Here is a 24,525-nt window from a genome sequence, read left to right as displayed (position 1 = left end):
GGCCGGTCGCAGCGATTTCGAAATTCACCGAAGAAAGCGATGCCGTGGCGATGGCTAACGACACCGAGTTCGGGCTGGCCTCGTATTTCTACAGCCGCGATATCGGCCGCATCTGGCGCGTGAGCGAGGCGCTGGAATACGGCATGGTGGGCGTGAATACCGGCATGATCTCGAATGAAGTGGCGCCGTTTGGCGGAGTCAAGCAATCGGGCCTGGGCCGCGAAGGCTCGAAGTACGGGATCGATGAATATCTCGAAATGAAGTACCTGTGCTTGGGTGGCATGTAACAACGCGACCTAACGAGACGGCATCCATCATGAACGACATCGCAGCCGTCACTTACCGTGGACCGGCAGTCGAGAACCGCCACGCCGCTCATGTCGCCGTGGTGGATGCGGGTGGTGCGCTGCTGTATCGCTTTGGCGATCCGCAGCGCGCCACCCTGCCCCGCTCCGCAATCAAGCCTGCGCAGGCGCTGACGATCCTGGAATCGGGCGCGTTCGACCAGTTCGCGCTCGACGAAGCCGACCTCGCGCTATGCTGCGCCTCGCACAGCAGCGAGCCCCGGCATATCGAACGCACGCGCCATATGCTGGCGGCAATCGGTGCGAGCGAGGCCGAGATGCGCTGCGGCGGCCACCCGCCTTTATCCGACGAAGTGTTCCGCGCCTGGATCAAGGCCGATTTCACGCCGACGCCGGTGTGTAGCAACTGCTCGGGCAAGCACGTCGGTATGCTCGCGGCGGCGCGTGCGCTGGGTCTGCCCAGCGCCGACTATCATGCGCCCCAGCATCCGCTGCAGCGGCGCGTCGCCGAGACCCTCGCGCAGTTATGCGAACTGCCGCCCGACGCGATCGCCTGGGGTACGGATGGCTGCAACTTGCCCACTCCAAGTTTTGCGCTCGACCGCTTGGCCCTGGTTTTTGCCAAGTTAGCGAGCGCCAGTGGCGCGCGCGTACCCGCGGCTACGGACACTACTACTGATGCGCGCACGTCGGCATTGGGTCGCTTGTATCGGGCAATGACGCGGCATCCGGAGCTGGTCGGTGGCGAGCGACGCTTCTGTACCGAGTTGATGCAAGCTTATGAAGGCACGCTGGTGGGCAAAGTGGGCGCGGGAGCCAGTTACGCGCTGGGTTATCCGGACCGTGGCCTTGGGCTCGCAGTGAAGGTCGAAGATGGCGACACCACTGTTGTGTACGCGTTGGTGGTCGAACTACTGCATCAACTCGAACTCGGCACGCCAGCGATGCGTGCCAAGCTCGATGCGTGGCGACGTCCCGCCATCGTCAATACGGTCGGCATCACGACGGGCCATACCGAAGTCACGCTCAAGCTCGAGCGCGCCTGACTACATCACCTGAAAATGAAACTGGCCGCCCATAAAAATGGGCGGCCAGTCGAGTTGCATAGCAATTGATAATCGCGTCGGCTTGGTAAGCGCTCGGGAATACTCGGCCAGAAAATAGACGAGGAAATACACGAGCAAATAAGCGCGCCCGCGCGCTAGCCTTGCATGCGCTTAGTAGCGATAACCGCGGCGATACCCGTAATAGCCATAGCCGCCGTAGTAAGCCGGTGCGTACACGATCGGAGGAGCCACATACACCGGCGCATACGCAGGTTGCGGTTGCACATAAACAGGCTGCGGCGCGTAATAAACCGGAGGCGGGGCGTAATAACCCGGTACGCCGATCCCGATACCGACTGTTACGCGCGCCTGCGCGGCAGTCGATGCAGCCACGGCACACACTGCGACGGCCATCAGGGAAATGATCTTTTTCACTTGCTGCTCCTTGCAAAAGCAATCCCTCAGGGGCTTGCACTGAATAAATATAACCACTTTTTAGACAGGGCGCACAGCGCATTTGTTGCAAATTGCAAGTTGTGACATCCCAAAATAATTCGCCGTAACCCAAGCCAGGACTGGCTTTGTGCTTCTTCTACCGGTGTAGATGCGCTGCAACGCAAGTTTCGCGCTCACACTTTGGTACACAACCTCTTCGCTCTTCGTTCACCGACAAGCCCATTGCGCGCGCCGAACGCCGTTAACGCAGTGCGGCAGTGCGGCAGTGCGCGCATAGAGTAGGCAACCGCATCGCTTGCAGGTAAATTACCGGCTTCAAACCGAATTGCGAGTCTTACGATGCCCTCCGCTGACACCGCTACTGCTGCCCTGCCGACCCTTGGCTTTATCGGCGCAGGCCGCGTCGCCCGCTGCCTCGCTGCGGTTTGGGCCCAAGCCGGCTACACCGTATCCGCTGTGGCCAGCCGTTCGCGTGCGTCGGCCGAGCAGTTCGCCGCCGAGGTGCCGGGATGCAAGGCATGCACGGCAAGTGACGGCCCTCAGCAAGTGGTCGACGCGGCCCAGTTGATTTTTATTACGGTTCCCGACGATGCGATCGCGGCGAGCGCCGCGTCGCTCAATTTCCGGCCTGGCCAGGCAGTCGTGCATTGCAGCGGCGCATCGGAAGTCAGCCTGCTCGAACCCGCCCGACAACAGGGGGCCGTGATCGGCGGTTTTCATCCGCTCTATTTGTTCAGCGGCTTGGCCGCCGATCGCGAACGCATCGTCGGCGCGTACATCACGCTGGAAGCGCCCGAGCCGTTGAAAGCGCAACTGACCGCCTTGGTTCACGCATTGCGTTGCACGCCCTTGGAGATCCCTGACGGCGCGCGCATGCTGTATCACGCGTCCGCTAACTATGCGGCCAGTTTTATTTTGTGTGGGCTGCGTGAGGCAGTGGAGGTATGGGGTAGTTTCGGCGTCAACGAGGAAGACACCTTGGCGGCGCTGTGGCCCATGCTCGAGGGCACGCTCAAGACGACGCGCGACCTGGGTCTTTCGTCCGCGCTGGCAGGCCCCGTATCGCGCGGCGACGCCGCAGTGGTCGAACGGCACCTTGAGCGCTTGCAGCAACTGGGCGGCGAGCACGCGCGGCTTTACGCCCAGATGACCCGGCGTGCGGTGCGTCTTGCCCGCGCGCGCAAGCCGATGCCGGGCGCGTTGGACGCAATCGACGCGATGCTGGAGCCCTACCTGTAAGCCCCGCCCGCGACAACAGCATCGTTTGCGGCACCCTTCACCGCAAACGCCTTGACGGCGAGCTAGTCGATGCCGTGGAACAGCGCGTCGTCCGGTCCGATGTGAGACGGTGGCCGCCACGCGGCGTCGCGCATCGAATGCTGAACCTGCTGATCCACGCCCAGTAGCACAGCGAAGATCGCCATACGTACCGGTATGCCATTGTCCGTCTGCCGGAAAATGGCCAGCCGAGCGTCGTGATTCAAGTCGGTGCTGAGGTCATTCGCCCCGGGCCGGCTATCGCGCGGCAGCGGGTGCATGATGATGGTGTCCGGGCGGCAGTAAGTATCGATCAGCGCCTGGTTGACCTGGAAATCGGGCGTATAACCCTCGAACGCCTCGTCGGCGAAACGCTCCTTCTGGATGCGTGTCGCATAAATCACGTCGGCATCTTTGAGGCCTTCGTCCAGCGTCTGCGTCTGTTCGACCACATGGCCGCCAGCCGCGACCCGCTCCAGGATATAGGACGGCATTTCCAGCGAGTGAGGCGCAACCAGCGTGAATTTGAGATTGCGATAAAGCGACAGTAATTTGATCAGCGAATGCACAGTGCGACCGTATTTCAGGTCACCGACCATGGCCACATGCGCTCCATCCACCAACTTGCCCAGTCGCGAAAACTCGCGCTGTATGGTGTAGAGGTCCAGCAAGGCCTGGCTCGGATGCTCGCCGGCACCATCGCCGCCGTTGATCACGGGGATATTGGTGGCACGCGCGAACTCGGCCACTGAACCTTGCTCGGGATGACGCACGACCATTGCATCGACATAGCCGCTCATGACCCGGCTCGTGTCGTAAATCGATTCGCCTTTGGCCATCGACGAAAAAGTAAAGCCGGTGGTGTCGCACACGGAGCCGCCCAGACGGCAAAACGCGGCGCCAAAACTGACCCGGGTACGCGTACTGGCCTCGAAAAACAGATTGCCCAGTACCGCCCCTTCGAGCACGCGTGAAATCTTCTGACGTCGCGCAATCGGCTGCATCAAATCGGCAACGCGAAACAGCGCCTCGGCCGAGTCGCGGTTGAATTGATCGACCGACAACAATTGGGGCCGGCCTTCAAAAAGCATGGCATCACGCAAGGCGCCGGGATATACACTCTGCGTCACCGTTTTTTCTTGCAGGTGGGCGTGCAGGATTTCACCGGTAAAGCGCTCGACCACTTCCGGCATGACCCGGAATTCGTGGGAATCGCTGGGTAAAAGCCAGGAATCCAGGGCTCTACGCCTGACCCCGAGCCGATTGGCGAACGATTCGCGCGTCATGTTGAGTTGCCGCATCGCGTCGCGGAGGAAAGTCTGCTGGGGAGTGTCCATGGAGCACCTCGATCACAAAATATACGCTTTGCGTATATTCGGTCATGACTAAGGCCGCTGTCAAGGCTAGCGGCCCAAATGTCGGAGCGTAAATGTCAGAACCTGCCGGAAAGCGTGCCGCCTATTTGCGCGACAGCAGCGCTTCCTGGATTTTTTGATCCGTCTCGAATCAAGCAGCCTCAGTACGCGCCCGGCGCGCTTCATACGCCTTCAAATGCGTATAGGCGATCCGCAACATCGACGTCTGCTGATCGCTCATGCCGGCGGCGGCAGCGCGCAAAATCAAATCGCCGACGATGTGGTCGGCCTCGATACGGGAGTTGTTCTCGACATCGCGCATCATCGAAGCGGTCAGTGTCGAACCCGCGGCGAGGAGCATCTTCTGCGCGTTGGCGACGAAAGCCTCTCGCGGCGTATACCCGTTGGCCAGAGCGACCGCACGGCATTCTTCGAACAGTTCGGCGATGCTCTTCTCACCTTCTGGCGCCGCGATGATGTCGCCGATGGTGGCGCGAAACAGCGAAGTGCTGCACGCCAGCGTAGCGAGGAACACCCACTTTTCCCACATCTCCAGCATGATGTCCGGGCTGGCCGTGGCATCGAATCGGCCGGTTTGCATGGCCGCCGTGATGGCCTCGATCTTCGCGGGCGCCGTGCTTTCGCGCACGCCGAAAGTGATGCCGGGCTGGGCGTTAAGATGCACGATCGCGCGCTCGGCGTCGAGCGTCGCGGCAATCGCGCAGCGGCCGCCCAGCACGCGGTGTCGACCGAAAGCCTGATCGAGGACATCGAGATGGCGCAATCCATTCAGCAGCGGCAGGATGACTGTCTCGGGCCCCACCGCCGGTGCGAACGAAGCCATCGCCCCCTCGAGATCGTACGCCTTGCAACTCAGCAAGATCAGGTCGTAGGTCTCGCTCAGCGTTTCAGCCTGTACCGTCTTTACGTCGCGCAGTGTTGCGTCGCCATCCGGACTTTTGATGATCAGACCGTGCTGCGCGATCTGGCTGGCCCGCGGGGCACGAACGAGAAAGGTGACATCGCGCCCGGCCTCGAGCAGCCGGCCACCGAAATATCCGCCGGTCGCACCGGCTCCTACTACAAGAATTCGCATCTAAGTTATCTCTGTGTGATGAGCAATTGACGCGACCGCGTTTCAATTGCTCGATTATTTCGCTGCGCTTCCATCCGTTCCCATCGTGTAAGACTTTACCATCCGCCACCCAGCGCGCGAAACGTCGACACTGCCGCGCGCGCATCGTCGGTATGCGCGCTCGCCAACTGATCCTGCGCAGCCAACAACTGGCGGTCCTGATCCAGCACTTCGTAAAGGCCAATCGCACCGCCTTTATAAGCATCTTCCGCCGCATCGCGCGCGCGCCGCTGCGCATCCACTTCGGTGCTCAGCTCCTGACTCTGCGTTTCGGTCTGAGTCAGCGTGACGATGGAATTTTCGACATCTTCAGTCGCGCGCAGCATCGCTTTGCCGTAGTTCGCCAGTGCTTCGGCATTGACGCCCTTGGCTTGCGCCACTTCGGCATCGACGCGCCCAAAATCGAACAACCGCCAGCGCAGACCGGCGAGCGCCTCAGGTTGAAAAGACGCTGCACTGAGCAATTTACCGCCGCTCAAGCTCTCGAAACCGAGCAGCGCCGAGATCGACACCTTGGGGTAATACTCCGCCGTGGCAACCCCAATTTGCGCATTGGCCGCGGCCACGTGACGTTCTGCCGCGATCACGTCGGGGCGCCGCCGCAACAGATCGCTCGGCCCTTGCGCCGTCGAAATGGCCGGCACGACCCACCCGTTGGCCGGACTGCGCAGCTCGGCCGCGTAGGTGCCGGGCTGCGCGCCCATCAGTACGTCGAGTCGATTCAACTGAGTCTCCAGCTCGATACGCAGCGGCGGGATGGTCGCGCGCGATTGCGCTACCAGCGCCTGCACCTCGGCCAATTCCCGATTGGTCGCCAAGCCGTCGTTCATGCGCCACGTCACCAGTTGCAGCAAATGCGAGTCGGTATCGACCTGGCTTTGCGCGATCGCAATACGCTGCTGCGCGCCTCTCACGCGGAAATAGGCATCGGCCGCCTCGGCCGCCACAGAAATACGCACGCCGTCGCCGTCCGCTTGCGCAGCCTGCGCTTGCGCATCGGCCGCTTCGGCGCCGCGCTTCAAGCCGCCAAATAAATCGAGCTCCCAACTCGCCCCTATGCCCAGATCGGTCAGTGACTGGTTGCGGGTGTAGCCGGGAAGTGTCCGGCCGGCTTCACCAAGCGGGCTATTGAGCGATTGACGCTGGCCCGCGATGCTGGCGGACGCGCTGCCTTCGGGCAGGCGCTCGGCGCCGGCATGGTTCGCCGCGGCACGGGCTTGCTGGATGCGCGCCATGGCCGCGGCAAGGTCCAGGTTCTGCTCGAGCACGCGCTGCACGATGCGGGTCAATTCAGGATCGTTGAACCCGTTCCACCACGTGTCTAGCGCAGGCGCCGGTACGGGCGCCGCCGCATCGTGCGCAGCCAACGCCGTGCTGTTGTGAAACGTGGCCGGCATGGTCGAGGCCGGTTGCCGGTAGTCCGGGCCGACTTCGGCACAGCCGGCCAAACTCAGTGCGCATACGAGTGCAATCACAGCCAAACCCGAAGCCGAACCCTTCGCCGCGCTGGCGGCCACGCTGGCAGCCACTCCCCTAGCCGATCGCGGTGGCACAGCGCTCGTTCGGCTGCGCGAGTCACGCGAACCGGACTGCGCGCGGGTATGCGCGCCCAGATTTTCAGACATTCCAAACTCCTCGTGATCAGGCCAAATCGACTATTTCGCTTTGTTGCTTGCAACATGCAAGTCACTACTTTATACTAACTTTCATATTGCAAGCAACAAACTTTTTTCGGGAGATTTTCCGATCATGCAGAAAAAGATCCTCAGCGACGTGCAGTGCCCCGTCGTTCGCAGCCTCGAAAGAGTCGGCGAGTGGTGGAGCATCCTGATCTTGCGCGAGGCGTTCTATGGCACCAAACGCTTCGACGAATTCCAGAAAAACCTGGACATCGCGACCAACATGCTCAGCCGCCGCTTGAGCGTGCTGGTCGCGGAAGGCCTGTTGGAACGCCGCCAATACTGTGAAAAACCGCCGCGCTATGAATACGTGCTGACATCGGTCGGCCTGGATTTTCGCCCGATCATCCTGACGCTGGTCGACTGGGGCAACAAACATTTCGAGGCCGAAGGCGCAAGCGCTCAACTCACTGACTTGGCCACCGGCAAGCCGGTCGACCTGATCCTGGTGGACCGCAATACCGGCAAACCGATCACGCTCGAAGATCACGCCGTGCTGCCCGGGCCGGCCGCAAGCGAACGCTTGCGCCAACGGCTGACGCGCGCGGCCAAGCCGTCGGGAGTCGACGCCAGCCCAGCCGCCCCTGCGACCCCAATCACGCCCAGTACGGCCACTATTTAATCCAGAGGAAACACCATGTCGTCCACGTCCAACACGCTGACCGAACATTTAGGCGCCGTACCGCTACCCAAGCCGCAGGCGAAACCGAACCGCAAGCGATTGCTGATCGCCGCGGGCCTTACGCTCGCCGCACTGGCTGCCGCGGGCTATGGCGTGCACTGGTGGACTACCGGGCGCTTTTTCCAAAGTACCGACGACGCCTATGTCGGCGGCGAAGTCACCGTGATCGGCACCAAGGTGCCAGGCTATATCACGCAAGTCGCGGTGGTCGATAACCAGGCCGTGCATGCCGGCGACTTGCTGGTCAAGATCGACGATCGCGACTATCGCGCAGCGCTCGCCAAGGCCGAAGGCGCGGTGGCCGCACAGCAAGCGACGCTGGCCAACCTGGACGCCACCGCGAAGCTGCAACAAGCTGTGATTGCGCAAGCGCGTGCCGCAGTGACAGCGACCAGCGCGGACACCGTGCGTGCACACGAAGACCAGGTCCGCTACCTCGATTTATCGAACAAGGCGGCGGTATCGATCCAGAGTTCGCAAAAGGCCGACGCCGAATACAAACAGGCCGTCGCTTACGGCGACAAAGCCGCCGCTTCTGTCACCGCAGCCCAACGCCAACTCGACGTGATCGCCACCCAGAAGCAGCAGGCGCAAGCCGCGCTCGAACAGGCGATCGCCGAGCGCGATATCGCCAAGCTGAACGTGGGCTATACCGAGTTGCGCGCACCGATCGACGGCACCATCGGCAATCGGCGCGCCCGCGACGGCGCCTATGCCGCGGCCGGCAGCCAGCTGCTATCGGTCGTACCAGCGCATGGCCTGTGGGTCGATGCCAATTTCAAGGAAGACCAGTTGGCGCATATGCAGCCTGGCATGCGTGCCACGGTGCGGGCCGACGTCATGCCGGGCCGTGTATTCCATGGCACGGTCGGCAGCCTCGCACCAGCCACCGGCGCGCAGTTCAGCATCCTGCCGCCGGAAAATGCGACCGGCAACTTCACGAAAATCGTGCAGCGCGTGCCCGTACGCATCGTGCTCGATGAAAAAGATTCGCAACTGGGTACGCTGCGACCCGGCCTGTCGGTAGAAGCCGACGTCGACACCCATCTCGCACAAGAGGGGCAGAAATGAGCGCCACGGCCCTCACCGCTTCAGCGCCCAGCAGTGCTGCTACGCGCATCCCGCCAGCACCGCCCGTCGCGCCCTCGCCCACGGCTGAACTGACCGAAGGCCAGAAGCTGCTCGCCTTCTCCACCATGTGCGTGGGCATGTTCATCGCCCTGCTCGACATCCAGATCGTTTCGGCTTCGTTGCGCGATATCGGCGGCGGCCTCTCGGCCGGGGCCGATGAAACCGCCTGGGTCCAGACCGCTTACCTGATCGCCGAAATTATCGTGATACCGCTCTCGGGCTGGCTCTCTCGCGTGATGTCCACGCGCTGGCTGTTTTGCGCGTCGGCGGCCGGCTTCACGATCGCCAGCCTGCTGTGCGGTGCGGCCTGGAACATCCAGAGCATGATCGTGTTTCGTGCCATGCAGGGTTTCCTCGGCGGCTCGATGATCCCGCTCGTGTTCACTACCGTGTTTGCCTTTTTCAAAGGCCCGAAAATCGTCATCGCGGCGGCGACAGTCGGCGGCATCGCATCGCTGGCGCCCACGCTGGGACCGACCGTGGGCGGCTGGATTACCGATCATTCGTCGTGGCACTGGCTATTCTTTATCAACCTGGTGCCGGGTATCTTCGTCGCGATTGCGGTGCCGATGTTGGTACGCATCGACAAACCCAATCTCTCGCTGCTGCGCGGCGCCGATTACCCGGGCATCGTACTGATGGCGCTCTTTCTCGGTTGCCTCGAGTACACGCTGGAGGAAGGACCGCGTTGGGATTGGCTCAGCGACAACGTGATCCTGACCACCGCATGGATCTCCGGGATTGCGGGCGTTGCGTTTATCTGGCGTTCGCTGGCCTACGCCAACCCCGTCGTCGACTTACGCGCGTTGAAGAACCGCAATTTTGCGCTCGGCTGCCTGTTCTCGTTCGTGGCCGGCATCGGGATCTTCGCCACGATTTACCTGACGCCGGTATTCCTCGGTCAAGTGCGGGGTTTCAGTGCGTTGCAGATTGGCTTGGCCGTGTTTTCGACCGGCGTGTTCCAGATCATGTCGATCCCCTTGTATGTGTACCTGGCCAAACGCGTCGACCTGCGCTGGTTGCTGATGCTGGGGCTGGCGCTGTTCGCGCTGTCGATGTGGAATTTCACGCCCATTACCCACGATTGGGGCGCGCGGCAGTTGCTCTTGCCGCAGGCGCTGCGCGGCATGGCACAGCAATTCGCGGTCGCACCCACTGTCACGCTGACATTGGGCGGCTTGGCGCCCGAGCGCTTGAAACTGGCCTCCGGTTTGTTCAACCTGATGCGCAACCTGGGCGGAGCCATCGGCATTGCCGGCTGCGCGACGATTCTCAACGATCGCACCAACCTGCACTTCTTGCGGCTCGCCGAACATTTGAACACCACGAATGAAGCCATGAATGGCTTATTGTCCGATGTCAGTGGCAATATGGCGACGTGGGGGAAAGACACGCTCGATGCACAGAGCACCGCGCTCAAGGAATTGTGGCTGCTCACCTTCAGGGAGGCGCAGACGCAAACCTTCAGCGACACGTATGTCGTGATCATGGTGTGTTTTATTATCACTACGGCGCTGGTGCCGCTGATGCGTAAAATTGCACCGCCCAAGGGGCCGTCAGCCGACGCCCATTGAACCGCGCGAACGTCAAAAAAAGATCGCGCTCGATCATGGAGCTTACCGATGGATCATCTTCAGTCACTGCGTGTGTTTGTCAAAGTTGCCGACATCGGTACCTTCACCGGCGCAGCGGAAAACCTGGATCTGTCGAATGCCGTGACCACTCGGCTGGTAGCCGCGCTGGAAGAACGTCTCGGCATACGCCTGTTCCAGCGCACTACGCGGCGTGTCTCGCTGACTGAAACGGGGCATATTTTCCTGGAACGAGCCCGGCAGATCGTCGAGGATATCGACGACGCGGAGAACCTGATCACGGCGCAGCATCAAGCGCCTGCGGGTATCCTGCGCATCGCGGCACCGGTGGCTTTCGGGCTGCGTAATATGACCGGGCTGTTGAAAGAATATATGGAGCGCTACCCGGAGGTGATACCGCATGTGATGGTGAGCGACGAGCCGGTCGATCTCGTCGCGCATCGCTGTGATGTGGTGATTACGCCCGACGGCAACGAGCACGGTACCTCGCTCGTCATGCGGCGCTTCACGTCGAGTGCGCTGTTTCTGGTGGCTTCCCCCGAATACATTGCACGCAAGGGCATGCCGCGCAGTCCGGCCGATTTTGATCGGCATGTCTTCCTGACCCATGCCAGCAACGAGCTCAACGTGAGCCAACGCACGATCGAAGAACTCGGCGACACCGTGCTGCGCGAAGACCAATGCGTGGTCGCCAACAATGTCGAAATGCTGCGACGCTTTGCGGTCGGCGGCCTCGGTATCGCCGTGCTGCCCTGTTATCTGGTCGCCGCCGAGGTCGCTGCGGGTCAACTCGTGCGGCTGCTGCCCGATCGCGTACTGCCGCCCATCGGCATGAACCTCGCCTTCGCGAGCCGACGCAACATGTCGGCGAAAGTGCGAACCTTCGTCGATTTCATGGTGGAAAAGTTCACGGCTTTTCCCGATGGGGTGCCGGGGCCGTAAGTTCTTATTCGGTCGCGACTTTGAATTTGCGCCGTGCAGCCAGCGCAAGCTTGCGCGCGCCGCACCCTTCGAGATGATCGTTGACCAGACCGATCGCCTGCATGAACGCGTAGATCGTCGTGGGTGCGACGAATTTCCAGCCCCGCTTTTTAAGATCCTTGGACAAGGCCACTGCCTGCTCGCTCGGCGGCATCGCTCGAAACGCGTCGTGGGTCATGACCTTGGGCCGACTCGTGGCGTGGGGTTCGAAGCGCCAAAAATAAGCGGCCAGCGAACCGAACTCCTTACGCATCTCAATGGCGCGCTGAGCGTTATTGATGGTCGCTTCGATCTTGCCGCGATGACGCACAATGCCTGCATCCGCGACCAGCCGTTCAATATCCTTCTCGCCAAATTTGGCGACCTTGTCCATATCGAACTGTTCAAAACCGCGACGGAAAGCGTCACGCTTGTTCAGAATCGTCAGCCAGCTCAAACCCGCCTGAAACCCTTCGAGGCACACGTTTTCATATAGCTGACGGTCGTCGTCCACCGGGAAACCCCATTCGGTATCGTGATAGCGTTGATAGATCGATGTGATTCCGCACCACTGGCAGCGCACTACCGAATCCGCGTCGGTGTGCAGCCCGTTGGCGATAGCAGGTGTAGTTGTCATAAAAGAAGTCTCTGGATGAAACGCTCATGCGTGCCGATTCCGCGTGCAGATTGCGTCTCGACTTATTGAGCACGTCGCACATACTAAAGTAGTATCGGTGAGATTGGCGAGTTGGTCCGATCCAGCAGGCCCCCGAGAAGGAAATACCATGATTCACAAACTGATTGCACTTGCCGCTCTACTGCCACTGGCCCATGTGTGCACCGCCGAGGAAATCGCCAGCGTCAACACCAACTTCCATTTCACCGGTTCCGACCGGGTCGTGGTCGAAGCCTACGACGACCCGCTGGTCACCGGCGTCACGTGCTATGTGTCTCGCGCTCGCACGGGCGGCGTCAAGGGCACGCTCGGCATCGCCGAAGATCCGACCGAAGCGTCGATAGCCTGCCGGCAAGTGAGCACCATCGGCTTTACTTCGCCACTGCCCGTTCAAACCGATGTGTTTACCGAACGGCTGTCGTTTATCTTCAAGACGCTGCATGTGGTGCGGGTCGTCGACCGCAAGCGCAACACCCTGGTCTACCTGACGTATAGCGACCGGGTTGCCACCGGTAGCCCCAAAAATAGCGTGACGGCCGTGCCCGTGCCCGCTGCCACGCCGATCCCGGTCAAATGAACCGGGTGTCGATCAACCGGGTGTCTCAACCGGGTGTCTCAACTTAAACGAGGAGCTTAGTTTGAAAGCCGCAGATACCGAAGTGACGCAAGAGCTGGTTGCGACCGGCAGCTTGAGAGTGGGTGTAGTCGAAGCGCCGAACGCCGGCGTGTTTTTCGTCTCGCGCGATGATGCGAGCGGCGTCGTTCGAGGCGTGACCGTCGAACTCGGGGCGCAGCTGGCGCGCCAGCTCGGCGTTCCGGTCGGCTATTCGGTATTTCCGAATTCCGGAGCCTGTACGGAAGCCGTCAATGCGGGCTCGGTCGACGTGGCCTTTATGCCGGTCGATGCGTTGCGCCGTGAAAAGGTGGCGTTTGGCCCGGCCTACTACCTGCTGGAAAGCACGTATCTGGTTTCCGGCGCTTCCGGAATTGTCGACTTGGCCGGTGTCGACCAGGCGCATGTGCGCGTAGTCGGCATCGCGAATACCACCACCATCCGCGCCGCCGCTCGCACGCTGACGCACACGACGCCGACACCGATCGAATCGGTCGACGCGGCAGTCGCGGCAATCCGCACGGGCGAAGCCGACGCGCTGGCGTTGTCACGCGATTCGCTGCAATCGTTCCTGGCCGACTTGCCCGGTGCACGCATTGTCGACGGTGGCTTTCAGCAAACCGGTATCGCTATCGCGGTGCCACTCGACCGGCCGGCGGCACTGGCTTACGCGAGCGCCTTTCTCGTTGAAGCCAAGGCCTCTGGGCTGGTCCGCGAGATCTTCGACGCGGCCGGTCTGCACGACGAACCCGTCGCTGGCGCTGAGTGAGTGTTGCGGCTACTGTCAGCGCGCTGATAGACCTAGTCTAGCGGCGTCGTCGCGGTAACGCACGAGCCCAAGACGCGGCCAGCACGACAATTATCTATATCGTATAATGTCGATTCTTATATCCCAATATCTCGATATTAATTTCGAGATATTGGGATATAAGTGAGGGGACAAGTAGTAGCAACGAGCATCAACAAGCAGCAACAGGAATCAGCGATGGACTTCGACCTCATACACAAAGCGCTCGCGAACCCGGTTCGGCGGCAGATACTGCTGTGGCTCAAAGAGCCGCAGCAGTACTTCGCACACCAGGCGCACCCGCTCGATTTCGGCGTATGCGCCGGGCTAATCGACGAGCGCACAGGCCTCTCGCAGTCGACTGTGTCCACCCACCTCGCCACGCTGCAAAAAGCGCAGTTAATCCAGGCAAGGCGGATCGGCCAGTGGGTTTTCTTCAGCCGTAACGAAGCCACGCTGCAGGCTTTTCGCGACCACGTCAACGGCGAGCTGTAACGGCGCAGGCCGCGCCGCAGTACCGCCGGCTCAACTTAATCCAAGGAAACAATCCATGACCACTTTGTTTGATCCGATCAAGATCGGCGCTCTCGAGTTGCCCAACCGCATCATCATGGCGCCGTTAACGCGCTCGCGCGCGGCCAACCCGGGTCGGGTGCCCAACGATTTGATGGTTCAGTACTATGTGCAACGCGCTTCGGCCGGCCTGATCCTTGCCGAAGCCACGGCCGTGTCGCCGCAAGGTGTGGGCTATGCGGACACGCCGGGCATCTGGTCAGATGAGCAAGTCGCCGGATGGAAGAAAATCACCGATGCCGTGCATGCCGCCGGTGGGCGCATCCTGCTGCAACTCTGGCACGTCGGCCGCGTTTCCGACCCGGTATTTCTCAACGGCGATTTGCCGGTCGCGCCCAGCGCGATTGCGCCCAAGGGCCATGTGAGCCTGGTGCGGCCGCAACGCGAATACGTGACGCCGCGCGCGCTTGCGCTCGACGAAATTCCCGGAATCGTGGCAGCCTTCGCCAAGGGTGCCGAAAACGCCAAGGCGGCCGGTTTCGATGGCGTTGAAGTGCACGGCGCGAACGGCTATCTGCTCGATCAATTCCTGCAGGACAGCACCAACCATCGCACCGACATCTATGGCGGCTCGCTGGAAAACCGCGCTCGCCTGATGCTGGAAATTACCGACGCCTGTATCGACGTGTGGGGCGCGTCGCGCGTGGGCATGCATCTGGCACCCGCGTGCGATTCCCACACGATGGGCGACTCCAACCCGCTAGAGACGTTTACTTACGTCGCACGCGAGTTGCGCAAGCGCGGCGTCGCGTTTATTTTTGCCCGTGAAGGGCAGAGCGAAACGCGCATCGGACCGAAAATCAAGGAAGCGTTTGGCGGCGTCTACATTGCCAACCAGCAGCTCACCAAGGTGCTCGCCGAAAAATTGCTCAGCTCGGGCGAGGCCGACGCGGTCGGGTTCGGCCAATTGTTCATTGCGAATCCGGATTTGCCGCAGCGACTGAAGGTGGACGCGCCTCTGAACACGCCGATTCCCGAAACGTTCTATGCGTCCAGCCCACAGGGGTATATCGATTACCCGGCGATGGCCTCCTGAACAGGTATTTCAGGTGAGGCTGCTCAGATGAGTCCGCTCGGGTAAATCCATTCAGGCAAGGCTGAAGCCGCCTTTCGATTCGTCATACCGTGGCATAGCTATCGGCGGCGGCGTTCAATCGCTTGCCGCCGATAGCGGCGTGGCCACCTCCTCCAGCGACTTGCGTTCCGCGGCCGTCCCCCAAACCGCCTGCACCACCGCGGCGACTATCATCAAGCCCGCGCCCAACAAATACCCGCCGCACACCGCCACGCGACTATGCGTATCGATCAGCCGGCCGAACAACGCGGGCCCGATCACACCGCCTAACGCTGTGCCGAATGCATAGAACACAGCGATCGCCAGCGCACGTATCTCCAGCGGAAAGGTTTCGCTGACCGTCAGATAAGCCGAACTCGCAGCGGCAGACGCGAAGAAGAAGATCACCATCCAGGCCAAGGTCTGCGTGGTACTGGTCAGCAGCCCGCGTTCGAATAAGAACGCGGTAACCGCCAAGAGAATTCCCGAGACGCCATAGGTAAAGGCAATCATCTTGCGGCGCCCTATCGTGTCGAATAAATGACCCAACATGACTGGCCCCAGAAAATTGCCGAGCGCAAACGGCAATAAATACCAGCCGATACGATCGCCGGGCACCCCGTAAAAATCGGTCAGCACCAGCGCATAGGTAAAAAAGATCGCGTTGTACAAGAACGCCTGGGCAGTCATCAACGTCAGGCCCGTGAGCGCGCGACGCCGATGCAGGTGAAACAGCGTGTGAAACACCACCCGCAAACCCACCGCCTGCCCTTGCTTCAGCCTCAGGGGCACGAGCGCTCCGGTAGCAAGCGCGTGGCCGCCACGACGCAACCCGTCTTCGATGCCCTCGACGATTTTGCGCGCTTCGACGCCGCGGCCATGCAGGATCAGCCACCGCGGACTCTCAGGCACCCAAAGTCGCATCAGAAAAATCGCGAGACCGAGCGCAGCGCCAATCAGGAAACACAAACGCCAGCCCAAATCGGCCCCGAACCGCTGCGTATCGAGCAAGACCAGCGAACCTGCCGCACCGATCGCCGCACCTATCCAGAACGTGCCGTTGATTGCCAAGTCGGTCCAACCGCGCATGCGTGCCGGCGTAAACTCCTGGATCGTTGAGTTAATCGCGGTATATTCGCCGCCGATTCCCGCCCCGGTTAAACAACGGAACAGTACAAAACTCCACAAATTCCAAGAAAACGCGGTGGCAGCCGTGGCCGCGATATACAAGACCAGCGTAATAAAGAACAGTTTGCGGCGGCCAAGCCGGTCGGTCAGCCAGCCGAAGCCCAGTGCGCCGAGCACCGCGCCGCCGATGTACGCGCTACTGGCGAAGCCGACCTCGGCGTTGCTGAAATGGAGCGTGGGACTGGTTTTGAGTGCACTGGCGACCGATCCGGCCAGCGTGACCTCAAGCCCATCGAGCAACCAGGTAATGCCGAGCGCAACCACGATCAGCGTGTGAAAGCCACCCCACGGCAACCGGTCGAGCCGGGGCGGCAGGTCAGTCTCGATGACTTTGCCCGCTGGCTCAACCGCCGCGCCGGCAGCATGCGCGGACTGCGCTGCGGGCTGCCGGGCGGGCTCCAGCGCCGGCTCTGGAGCGGACTGCGGCTTCGGCACTATTTGCCCGATGCGGCCCCGTTAAGGGGATTGCCAATGTGACCGGCAGGGAAGAAAGCGTCCCATGCCGCGCGTACCCCGGTGGCCACGGAAACGTCGGCCGCTATCGTGTCGGTCTCACCCGATTTAACCGGATCCGCCACCAAGCCGCGCCAGTGAGTAAATGCGAGCACAGGTTTTTCGGTCCATCCCTCTTCGCCAAATTTCGCAAACGCGGTGCTTGCGTTGGTGAGCTGCACTTCATACCAGCCGTGCCGCTTGGGATCAAATTCGGCCGCGTCAAACCAATCCGTCGTATCGATTTCCATGTCGCCCTCCTCCGTATTTATTGTTTGGTCCCGGCAATCGCGAGATCGTTCCGAATACTTTTACCCGCACGCGATTCCCTGTTTAAAAGGATGCCATCGCAGGGAAATTGAACTGCAAGGCGGCGCGGCACTCTCATAGCTTAGGATACAAGGCGATACAACGTGTATCCCAGCGCATAGTTTTGCAAATCGCGACTTAATTAACCTGAGAAAGTATCCATAACCATGCCCCGTTTAGTCGCAGTTTCGAATCGCACCGCGGATTTACGCAAGGCGGCCGCCGGCGGCCTTGCAGTAGCATTAGGCGAGACCCTGAGACAGACCGGCGGCCTATGGTTTGGCTGGAGCGGCGACATCGTCGAGGAAGCCGATGGTGGAATCAGGGGCGAAGGCGAGCTGCACGTGCGCAAGACCGGCAACGTGACGATGGCCACGGTGGACCTGTGCCGCGAGGATCACGACGCGTATTACCTCGGCTACGCCAACGACGTGCTGTGGCCGGTTTTTCATTACCGGCTGGATCTGGCGAACTTCGATACGCGATTTGCCGCAGGATATCGGCGCGTCAACACGCTTTTCGCACGCAAACTGTTGCCTTTGCTTAAGCCCGACGACCTGATCTGGATACACGACTACCATCTGATACCGCTCGCCGCTGAGTTGCGCGCGCTGGGTTGCACGAATCGGATCGGCTTTTTCCTGCATATTCCGGTGCCGCCGCCACAAATCATGGCGGCTATTCCAGAACACGCGTGGCTGATGCGCTCGCTATTCGCCTACGATCTGGTCGGCTTTCAGAGCCACACCGATCTCACCCATTTCATTCACTACATCGAAGGCGAAGCGCAGGCTGAGTCGCTGGGCGACAACGTTTACCGCGCGTATGGCGGCACGGTACGCGCCAACGCCTACCCGATCGGCATCGACGTCGACGAGTTCGAGCAGATGGCCCAAGGCAAGGAGGGGCGCGCGATGTTCGAGCGCACCCGCCAGGAGTATTCGCGGCGCAACCTGTTGCTGGGCGTGGATCGGCTCGATTATTCGAAAGGGCTGCCGCAGCGCATTCTCGCGTTCCGAGAGCTGCTCGCGCACTACCCCGAGACCCGCAACAATGCCGTACTCATCCAGATCGCATCGCCCAGCCGCGAAGCGGTCAAAGCCTACGATCAGATTCGCCGCCAGATGGACAGCCTGTGCGGCGCCATCAATGGCGATTACGGTAGCCTGGACTGGATGCCGGTGCGCTATATCCACCGCAACATCGCGCGCAAGCGATTGCCGGGGCTGTACCGCGCGAGCCGTGTCGCCCTCGTGACGCCGCTGCGCGACGGGATGAACCTCGTGGCCAAGGAATTTATCGCCGCGCAGGACGCGGCTGACCCGGGCATGCTGGTGTTGTCGCGCTTCGCCGGGAGTGCTGAACAATTGAAGGAAGCGCTGCTGGTGAACCCTTACGACACCGAAGGTACAGCGCATGCGATCCAGCGCGCGCTGACGATGTCGCTCGATGAGCGGCGCAACCGCCATGCGGCGCTGCTGCGCCGGATTCGCGAGCAAGACATTCATTGGTGGAGCGCGTCGTTCCTGCGCGATATGAACGAAGTGGAAGTGCCGCAGCCGGCATGACGTCGCGGTGGCGATCGTGCCTGATATCGCGCGCGATAGCGCTCGATATCGCGCTCCTCCCTAGATAATCCTCAACCCGATTACTTTTGCGCCGACACTTAACATCGACGCTTATATTCGAGGGAAGTACATGCCAATTTCATAATCGCTTCATTGCGGTGCGCGATTATTAATTCGTCGATAAAGTGTGCATCCAGACACAAATCGACGCTTATTTCGCACACCTCTGCTATGATTTAAACCATTATCTCCTCCTTGCCGCTCGACTTTCGCATTTCGGCAATCCGTGAGCCCTGCTCTACAGTAAAGCCACGTACTTTCCTGATTCGCTTGGCTTTGCTGATGTGATTGCCCACGCGGACGAATTCATGTCGACAACGGTTTCCGGTGAAGGCGCTGGCGAAAAGCACGCTGACCATGACGGCATCATTGAATTCCAGCGTCAAAAGACATTACTAAAAACCGGTGCGCTGCAGGATGCGATTTTCAATAGCGCCTACTTCTCCAGCATTGCCACCGATGAAAAAGGCGTCATCCAGATTTTTAATGTCGGCGCCGAGCGCATGCTCGGTTACGAAGCTGCGGATGTCGTAAATCGGATTACGCCGGCCGATATATCCGATCCGCAAGAATTGATCGCACGCGCGGCCGTGCTGAGCCTTGAACTGGACACGCCCATCACGCCCGGTTTCGAAGCGCTGGTATTCAAGGCCTCGCGCGGCATCGAAGATATCTACGAGTTGACCTATATCCGCAAGGACGGCAGCCGCTTTGGCGCCATCGTCTCAGTCACGGCACTGCGCGACGCGCAAGAAAACATCATCGGCTATCTGCTGATCGGCACCGATAACACCGCGCGCCAACAAGTCGAGGCGGCGCAAGCGTTGCTCGATCAGCAACTACGCGATCAGCAGTTCTATACGCGCTCGCTGATCGAATCGAACATCGACGCGCTCATGATGACCGACCCGCGCGGCATCATCTCGGACGTGAACCAGCAGATGATGGCGCTCACCGGTTGCACGCGCGACGAATTGATCGGCGCGCCCTGCAAGAACTTCTTCACCGATCCCGTGCGCGCCGATGCCGCGATCCGGCGAGTGCTCACTGAAAACAAGGTGAGCAATTATGAATTGACCGTGTGTGCCCGCAACGGTGAAGAAACCGTGGTGTCGTACAACGCCGCGACGTTCCACGACCGCGATCGCAAGTTGCAAGGCGTGTTCGCCGCCGCGCGCGATGTCACCGAGCGCAAGCGCTTCGAACGCACGCTGGAAGAAAAAAATATCGAGTTGGAACATGCGAGCCGGATGAAGTCGGGGTTCCTCGCCACCATGTCGCATGAGCTGCGTACGCCACTGAACGCCATCATCGGTTTTTCCGAGGTGCTCAAGGATGGCTTGATAGGTCAGATGACCGAAAGCCAGCATGAATACATTGGCGACATTTTCACCAGCGGCCAGCACTTGCTGTCCCTGATCAACGACATTCTCGATTTATCGAAAGTCGAGGCCGGCATGATGGCACTCGAACTCGAAGCGGTCGACTTGAACAGCCTGCTGGCCAACAGCTTGTCGATCGTGCGGGAAAAAGCCGCCGCTCAGCGCATCAGGCTGGAACTTGAAGTCGGGGAGGATCTGGGCGTTCCGCTATTGGACATGCGCAAGACCAAGCAGATTGTCTATAACCTGCTGTCCAACGCGGTCAAGTTCAGCGCGAACGGTGGCCGCGTGACCTTGCGCGCGCGACGCGTCCCGCGCAGTACCGTGGGCACGCTACCCGGCGTTTGGTCGGTGCAGAGCTTCCCTTTGGCGGATAACGAATTCGACGATTTTCTGGAAATCTGCGTCAGCGATAGCGGCATCGGAATCTCCAAAGAAAACATGGCCAAATTATTCCAGGCCTTCAGTCAAATCGATAGCAGCCTGGCGCGTAAATTCGAGGGCACCGGACTGGGTCTGGCGATGGTGAAGCAACTAGCCGAGCTGCACGGCGGGGCAGTCGCTGTGGCCAGCGCGCAAGGCGAGGGAGCGCGCTTCGCGGCCTGGTTGCCGCTGCGCACGCAGGCTCAGGTCAGCAACACGCTGCCCTTGAGTACAGGCGGTCTAGGTCTGTCCCTCGTCGAGTGCAGGGAATGCGTGGCCCTGGTGATCGAGGACGACGAACTGGCCGCCGATTTGATCCGCTTGCTGCTCGAGGCCGAGGGCTTTACGGTCGTGCATGCCGGGAGTGCCGAAGCCGCGCTCAAGCTGGCGTCGCAACACACGTTCAGCCTGATCACGCTGGATATCCAATTGCCGGGCATCGATGGTTGGGAATTTCTCCACCGTATTCGCGAGAACAATGCGCTCGCGCATGTGCCGGTGGTGATTATCGCCGGCGAGGCCGACAACAGCCTCGCCCTGGTCGGCGGCGTCGCCACCGTATTGCAAAAGCCCGTCAGCCGCGCCCAGTTAAAAAGCGCCTTGGCGAATCTGGGCTTGCACTCGGTTCAAGAACAAAGCCACACGATACTGGTCGTGGACGACGATCCCAAGGCCGTCGAAATGATTGCGGCTTTCTTGCCGCCGCCAGCCTACGCAGTGGTGCGCGCGTACAGCGGTACCGAGGCCATTACCTTGGCGCAGCGCGTGCGGCCTGACTTGATTTTGCTCGACTTGATCATGCCCGAGGTGAGTGGCTTCGATGTCGTGGAAGCGCTTCGGCGGAATACCGTCACGGCCCGCATCCCCATCCTGATCGTGACTGCCAAACCGATCACAGAGATCGATCGTGCGGCGCTCAATGGCGATTCCGGCACAATCATCAAGATGGTCGAAAAGATCGGGTTCAACAAGGAAAATTTTATCGCCGAGGTACGGCGCGCGCTATTACCACAGTAGGAGAGCCAACGATGGCTAAAGTACTCGTGATTGAAGATAACCCGGCCAACATGAAATTGGCCTCCCTACTGCTGCACAACGCGGGCCACATAGTGCTCAGCGCAGTCGATGCGGAAACCGGGTTGATGCAGGCGCGCGCCGAACGTCCGGACCTGATACTGATGGACATCCAGTTGCCCGGCATGGACGGGCTTGCCGCGACCGCACTGCTGAAACAGGATCCTGCCACAGTGGCGATTCCGGTGATTGCGCTGACCGCGCTGGCAATGAAGGCGGACCAGGAGAAGAGCCAGATCGCGGGCTGCGACGCGTACATCGCCAAGCCACTGCGCTACCAGGAATTGTATGCGGCGATCGACGCGCTGCTGGTAAGAGATACGTTGCAAACGGTCGCCCAGCCCCATCCTGTAGGCCAAACACCGTGATCCGCCCGGTCGCGACTATCCTCATCGTCGATGATGAAGTCCGCAGTTGCAAGCTGCTCGAGGCGATGCTCGCGCCGGAAGGCTATCGAACCCTGTGCGCGGCCAACGGTGACGAAGCGCTCGCCCTGATCGCGCAGCACGCGCCCGATCTAATACTGCTCGATGTCATGATGCCGGACATGGATGGCTATCAGTTGGCCAGCATGTTGAAAGCCGACCCTGCCACCGCGAGCGTCCCCATCATCATGGTGACCGCGCTATACGACCGCGCAGCGCGGCTGGCGGGTCTGGATGCCGGGGCGGAAGAGTTCCTGACCAAACCGGTCGATCGGGCCGAGTTGTGGTTAAGGGTACGCAACCTCCTGCGCATAAAAGCGTTTAACGATTTTCTGCAAAACCACAGTGCAATCCTGGAGCGCGAGGTGCTGGCTCGCACGGCCGACCTGCAACGCTTTCGCGCTGCGATGGACGCGACAGCCGATTCGATCGTCATGGTCAATCGCCGCACCATGCGGTTTGTCGAAGCGAACGCGACCGCTGCCCGAATGCTCGGTTATCCGCGTGAGAAATTGTTCGAGATGAGTCCTGCCCAGATCGGCGTGACCTCGCTCGAACGCTTGGAGCTCGCCTACGATGCATTGATCGCGGGGCACGACAGCGGCGATCTGAGGGAGACCCGAGTGCGGCACAAGGATGGCTCCCAGATACACGTGGAGGTACATCGGCACGCTCATCGCGCCGGCTCCGACTGGATCATTGTCAGCGTGATACGCGACATCACCGAGCGCATGGAAGTACAAAGGCGCCTGCATCGCATGGCTCACTACGACGCGCTCACGGGCTTGCCCAATCGCACACTGTTCTACGAAACGCTCACAAAAACCCTGGCCAAATCGAAGGAAAATGGCTGGATGGTCGCGGTGCTATTCATCGACCTCGATCACTTCAAGAATGTGAACGATACCTTGGGCCATGCCGTAGGCGACGAGTTGCTGCGCCAACTCAGCAACCGCCTGGTTCAATGCGTACGCATTCGCGATACCGTGGGGCGCCTCGGGGGCGACGAATTTGCGCTGATCGTCATGATGCAAGAGGGGCAGCAAGGCGCCGTGCTCATCGCCAATAAAATCCGCGACGTGCTGCGCGCACCGTTCGATCTGAAAGGCCATGAGGTGGCCGTGACCGCCAGCATCGGCATCACCGTTCATCCCGTCGACGCGCACGACCCGGAGACCCTGATCAAATACGCGGACACGGCCATGTATCGGGCGAAACAGGCGGGGCGCGACACCTTCCGTTTCTTTACCGCACAAATGAATGCCGACGTGCTCGCTCGACTCGACATGGAGACAGCGCTGCGTCGCGCCATCGAGAACGAAGAATTCGTGCTGTACTACCAGCCCAAGGTGCACGTGCCTACCGGCGAGGTCGCGGGCCTGGAAGCGTTGTTACGTTGGCAGCGTCCCGGACACGGCTTGGTTTCGCCGCAAGCCTTCATTCCGATACTCGAAGAGACCGGACTGATCGTGCGCCTGGGCAACTGGGTGATCGCTACGGCCTGCAGGCAAATCAGCCGGTGGATGCACTCCGGAGTCGGTCCGATACAAGTGGCGGTCAATGTGGCTGGACGCCAGTTCGTCGAAGGCGACCTGCATGGCGACGTTGTGAAGGCGCTCAACGATAACGGCATCCCGGCCGAGCTGCTGGAACTCGAATTGACGGAGAGCTCCTTGATGGTGAATACCGAGCACACGATCGCCACCTTGCAAAACCTGCGCGCGCGCGGTGTCCAGATTTCCATCGACGATTTCGGTACCGGCTATTCGAGCCTGGCTTATCTGCGACGTTTTCCGATCGATAAGTTGAAGATCGATATCGCCTTTATCCGCGACATCACGACCAATCCCGACGATGCAGCGATTGCACTGGCCATTATCGGCATGGCGCATAGCCTGAAGCTCGATGTGGTTGCCGAGGGCGTGGAAACGGAGGCGCAGCTGGCATATTTGCATCGCCATCACTGCGATCAGATACAGGGGTATTACTACAGCCCGCCGCTACCTGTGCCGGAACTGGAATCCATGCTGCGCGAGAAAAAGCAGCTTTGGCCGCCAGGCGGCGAGGTCGCCGCGCGTGTCTCGGCACCGCTGTCGATAGCGGGGGCCCACCCGCTTCGGTGACGGGTGCGGCTCCCGTTGCGGCGTTTTAGTGGCTAACCAGGAACGTGTCCGAGGCTCGAAGTCCAACCCTCGCCTCAGCGGATCCTCCGCGGCAGCAACGCGCACGCACCAAAACGGTGGAACGAAGCCGCCATACTGTGCACAGTGTATGCAGTGGCCGCACCAACTCGCTGCATTTCG

General features: G+C 60.7%; 22 protein-coding genes. 15 read left to right on the top strand and 7 right to left on the bottom strand.

Translation table 11 applies throughout. The features are described from left to right. Positions 1–287 (top strand): aldehyde dehydrogenase family protein (locus tag GSQ77_RS07670; protein ID WP_158900716.1); only part of this gene is annotated, 287 nt, incomplete at its 5' end. A 29-nt stretch (positions 288–316) separates the two neighbouring features. Next, positions 317–1,351, top strand: coding sequence for an asparaginase (locus tag GSQ77_RS07665; RefSeq protein ID WP_158900714.1), 1,035 nt, complete (start codon positions 317–319; stop codon positions 1,349–1,351). 171 nt (positions 1,352–1,522) lie between these two features. Here the strand turns inward: GSQ77_RS07665 and GSQ77_RS07660 are convergent, their stop codons facing one another. Next, the gene (locus tag GSQ77_RS07660) at positions 1,523–1,765 is read right to left on the bottom strand and encodes a hypothetical protein (RefSeq protein WP_158900825.1); all 243 of its coding nucleotides are present in this window, start codon (positions 1,763–1,765) and stop codon (positions 1,523–1,525) included. Positions 1,766–2,146: 381 nt separating this feature from the next. Here GSQ77_RS07660 and GSQ77_RS07655 point away from each other — a divergent pair, with 381 nt between their 5' ends. After that, the gene (locus GSQ77_RS07655) at positions 2,147–3,046 is read left to right on the top strand and encodes a Rossmann-like and DUF2520 domain-containing protein (protein ID WP_158900712.1); all 900 of its coding nucleotides are present in this window, start codon (positions 2,147–2,149) and stop codon (positions 3,044–3,046) included. Between the two features lie 62 nt (positions 3,047–3,108). On the opposite strand, the gene GSQ77_RS07650 is transcribed toward GSQ77_RS07655, so the two are convergent. From GSQ77_RS07650 to GSQ77_RS07640, 3 genes are all read right to left on the bottom strand, one after another. After that, entirely contained in the window at positions 3,109–4,401 is a 1,293-nt protein-coding gene (locus GSQ77_RS07650; RefSeq protein ID WP_158900710.1) for an aspartate carbamoyltransferase, read from the bottom strand. Positions 4,402–4,570: 169 nt separating this feature from the next. Beyond that, positions 4,571–5,515 carry a 2-dehydropantoate 2-reductase gene (panE, locus tag GSQ77_RS07645; protein ID WP_158900708.1) on the bottom strand — a complete coding sequence of 315 codons (945 nt, stop codon included), beginning with the start codon at positions 5,513–5,515 and terminating at the stop codon, positions 4,571–4,573. A gap of 95 nt (positions 5,516–5,610) precedes the next feature. Next, a complete protein-coding gene (locus GSQ77_RS07640) occupies positions 5,611–7,179 on the bottom strand; it encodes an efflux transporter outer membrane subunit (RefSeq protein ID WP_158900706.1) in 1,569 nt (522 codons plus the stop codon). 124 nt (positions 7,180–7,303) lie between these two features. Here GSQ77_RS07640 and GSQ77_RS07635 point away from each other — a divergent pair, with 124 nt between their 5' ends. Genes GSQ77_RS07635 through GSQ77_RS07620 form a run of 4 tightly spaced genes read left to right on the top strand, consistent with a single transcriptional unit; the run spans position 7,304 to position 11,580 of the window. Then, positions 7,304–7,855 (top strand): helix-turn-helix domain-containing protein, encoded by a 552-nt coding sequence (locus GSQ77_RS07635; protein WP_158900704.1) that lies wholly within the window; start codon positions 7,304–7,306, stop codon positions 7,853–7,855. A 15-nt stretch (positions 7,856–7,870) separates the two neighbouring features. Further along, positions 7,871–8,986, top strand: a complete 1,116-nt coding sequence (locus tag GSQ77_RS07630; protein WP_158900702.1) for an HlyD family secretion protein — start codon at positions 7,871–7,873, stop codon at positions 8,984–8,986. Next, on the top strand, positions 8,983–10,620 hold the full coding sequence (locus GSQ77_RS07625; protein WP_158900700.1) for a DHA2 family efflux MFS transporter permease subunit: 1,638 nt from the start codon (positions 8,983–8,985) through the stop codon (positions 10,618–10,620). The genes GSQ77_RS07630 and GSQ77_RS07625 overlap by 4 nt, the downstream gene beginning before the upstream one ends. Before the next feature lie 48 nt (positions 10,621–10,668). After that, positions 10,669–11,580, top strand: a complete 912-nt coding sequence (locus tag GSQ77_RS07620; RefSeq protein ID WP_158900698.1) for a LysR family transcriptional regulator — start codon at positions 10,669–10,671, stop codon at positions 11,578–11,580. Positions 11,581–11,584: 4 nt separating this feature from the next. Here GSQ77_RS07620 and GSQ77_RS07615 read toward each other — a convergent pair whose 3' ends face one another. Then, positions 11,585–12,235, bottom strand: a complete 651-nt coding sequence (locus GSQ77_RS07615; protein WP_174246410.1) for a DNA-3-methyladenine glycosylase I — start codon at positions 12,233–12,235, stop codon at positions 11,585–11,587. A 148-nt stretch (positions 12,236–12,383) separates the two neighbouring features. On the opposite strand from GSQ77_RS07615, the gene GSQ77_RS07610 reads away from it, so the two are divergent. The 4 genes from GSQ77_RS07610 (at position 12,384) to GSQ77_RS07595 (ending at position 15,283) form a co-directional block, all read left to right on the top strand. Next, positions 12,384–12,851 (top strand): CreA family protein, encoded by a 468-nt coding sequence (locus tag GSQ77_RS07610; RefSeq protein WP_158900696.1) that lies wholly within the window; start codon positions 12,384–12,386, stop codon positions 12,849–12,851. A 61-nt stretch (positions 12,852–12,912) separates the two neighbouring features. Beyond that, on the top strand, positions 12,913–13,656 hold the full coding sequence (locus GSQ77_RS07605; RefSeq protein WP_158900693.1) for a transporter substrate-binding domain-containing protein: 744 nt from the start codon (positions 12,913–12,915) through the stop codon (positions 13,654–13,656). Between the two features lie 216 nt (positions 13,657–13,872). Beyond that, positions 13,873–14,169 carry a helix-turn-helix transcriptional regulator gene (locus GSQ77_RS07600; protein WP_158900691.1) on the top strand — a complete coding sequence of 99 codons (297 nt, stop codon included), beginning with the start codon at positions 13,873–13,875 and terminating at the stop codon, positions 14,167–14,169. A gap of 55 nt (positions 14,170–14,224) precedes the next feature. Next, complete coding sequence (locus tag GSQ77_RS07595; RefSeq protein WP_158900689.1) at positions 14,225–15,283, top strand: alkene reductase; 1,059 nt, start codon at positions 14,225–14,227, stop codon at positions 15,281–15,283. Between the two features lie 114 nt (positions 15,284–15,397). Here the strand turns inward: GSQ77_RS07595 and GSQ77_RS07590 are convergent, their stop codons facing one another. Both GSQ77_RS07590 and GSQ77_RS07585 read right to left on the bottom strand, forming a co-directional pair. Beyond that, on the bottom strand, positions 15,398–16,816 hold the full coding sequence (locus GSQ77_RS07590; protein ID WP_254067518.1) for an MFS transporter: 1,419 nt from the start codon (positions 16,814–16,816) through the stop codon (positions 15,398–15,400). A gap of 107 nt (positions 16,817–16,923) precedes the next feature. Further along, complete coding sequence (locus tag GSQ77_RS07585) at positions 16,924–17,232, bottom strand: hypothetical protein (protein ID WP_158900687.1); 309 nt, start codon at positions 17,230–17,232, stop codon at positions 16,924–16,926. Between the two features lie 225 nt (positions 17,233–17,457). Here GSQ77_RS07585 and GSQ77_RS07580 point away from each other — a divergent pair, with 225 nt between their 5' ends. From GSQ77_RS07580 to GSQ77_RS07565, 4 genes are all read left to right on the top strand, one after another. Beyond that, positions 17,458–18,858, top strand: coding sequence for a trehalose-6-phosphate synthase (locus tag GSQ77_RS07580; RefSeq protein WP_158900685.1), 1,401 nt, complete (start codon positions 17,458–17,460; stop codon positions 18,856–18,858). 368 nt (positions 18,859–19,226) lie between these two features. Continuing rightward, positions 19,227–21,740, top strand: a complete 2,514-nt coding sequence (locus GSQ77_RS29425) for a PAS domain-containing hybrid sensor histidine kinase/response regulator (RefSeq protein WP_158900683.1) — start codon at positions 19,227–19,229, stop codon at positions 21,738–21,740. A gap of 11 nt (positions 21,741–21,751) precedes the next feature. After that, entirely contained in the window at positions 21,752–22,165 is a 414-nt protein-coding gene (locus GSQ77_RS07570) for a response regulator (protein ID WP_158900681.1), read from the top strand. Further along, positions 22,162–24,345, top strand: a complete 2,184-nt coding sequence (locus GSQ77_RS07565; RefSeq protein WP_158900679.1) for an EAL domain-containing protein — start codon at positions 22,162–22,164, stop codon at positions 24,343–24,345. The genes GSQ77_RS07570 and GSQ77_RS07565 overlap by 4 nt, the downstream gene beginning before the upstream one ends. The last annotated feature ends 180 nt before the right edge of the window (positions 24,346–24,525 follow it).

Source organism: Burkholderia sp. L27(2015), from assembly GCF_009765705.1.
In the GTDB taxonomy this organism is placed as follows: Bacteria; Pseudomonadota; Gammaproteobacteria; order Burkholderiales; family Burkholderiaceae; genus LMUX01.
This window is presented reverse-complemented; position numbering and strand designations above follow the sequence as displayed.

Bases quoted from the DNA above. Each gene is read 5' to 3' on its own strand.
- GSQ77_RS07615 (WP_174246410.1), bottom strand. From the start codon at position 12,235: ATGACAACTACACCTGCTATCGCCAACGGGCTGCACACCGACGCGGAT.
- GSQ77_RS07610 (WP_158900696.1), top strand. From the start codon at position 12,384: ATGATTCACAAACTGATTGCACTTGCCGCTCTACTGCCACTGGCCCAT.
- GSQ77_RS07585 (WP_158900687.1), bottom strand. From the start codon at position 17,232: ATGGAAATCGATACGACGGATTGGTTTGACGCGGCCGAATTTGATCCC.
- panE (WP_158900708.1), bottom strand. From the start codon at position 5,515: ATGCGAATTCTTGTAGTAGGAGCCGGTGCGACCGGCGGATATTTCGGT.
- GSQ77_RS07620 (WP_158900698.1), top strand. From the start codon at position 10,669: ATGGATCATCTTCAGTCACTGCGTGTGTTTGTCAAAGTTGCCGACATC.
- GSQ77_RS07640 (WP_158900706.1), bottom strand. From the start codon at position 7,179: ATGTCTGAAAATCTGGGCGCGCATACCCGCGCGCAGTCCGGTTCGCGT.
- GSQ77_RS07570 (WP_158900681.1), top strand. From the start codon at position 21,752: ATGGCTAAAGTACTCGTGATTGAAGATAACCCGGCCAACATGAAATTG.
- GSQ77_RS07630 (WP_158900702.1), top strand. From the start codon at position 7,871: ATGTCGTCCACGTCCAACACGCTGACCGAACATTTAGGCGCCGTACCG.
- GSQ77_RS07660 (WP_158900825.1), bottom strand. From the start codon at position 1,765: ATGGCCGTCGCAGTGTGTGCCGTGGCTGCATCGACTGCCGCGCAGGCG.
- GSQ77_RS07655 (WP_158900712.1), top strand. From the start codon at position 2,147: ATGCCCTCCGCTGACACCGCTACTGCTGCCCTGCCGACCCTTGGCTTT.
- GSQ77_RS07595 (WP_158900689.1), top strand. From the start codon at position 14,225: ATGACCACTTTGTTTGATCCGATCAAGATCGGCGCTCTCGAGTTGCCC.
- GSQ77_RS07580 (WP_158900685.1), top strand. From the start codon at position 17,458: ATGCCCCGTTTAGTCGCAGTTTCGAATCGCACCGCGGATTTACGCAAG.
- GSQ77_RS07600 (WP_158900691.1), top strand. From the start codon at position 13,873: ATGGACTTCGACCTCATACACAAAGCGCTCGCGAACCCGGTTCGGCGG.
- GSQ77_RS07665 (WP_158900714.1), top strand. From the start codon at position 317: ATGAACGACATCGCAGCCGTCACTTACCGTGGACCGGCAGTCGAGAAC.
- GSQ77_RS29425 (WP_158900683.1), top strand. From the start codon at position 19,227: ATGTCGACAACGGTTTCCGGTGAAGGCGCTGGCGAAAAGCACGCTGAC.
- GSQ77_RS07635 (WP_158900704.1), top strand. From the start codon at position 7,304: ATGCAGAAAAAGATCCTCAGCGACGTGCAGTGCCCCGTCGTTCGCAGC.
- GSQ77_RS07650 (WP_158900710.1), bottom strand. From the start codon at position 4,401: ATGGACACTCCCCAGCAGACTTTCCTCCGCGACGCGATGCGGCAACTC.
- GSQ77_RS07625 (WP_158900700.1), top strand. From the start codon at position 8,983: ATGAGCGCCACGGCCCTCACCGCTTCAGCGCCCAGCAGTGCTGCTACG.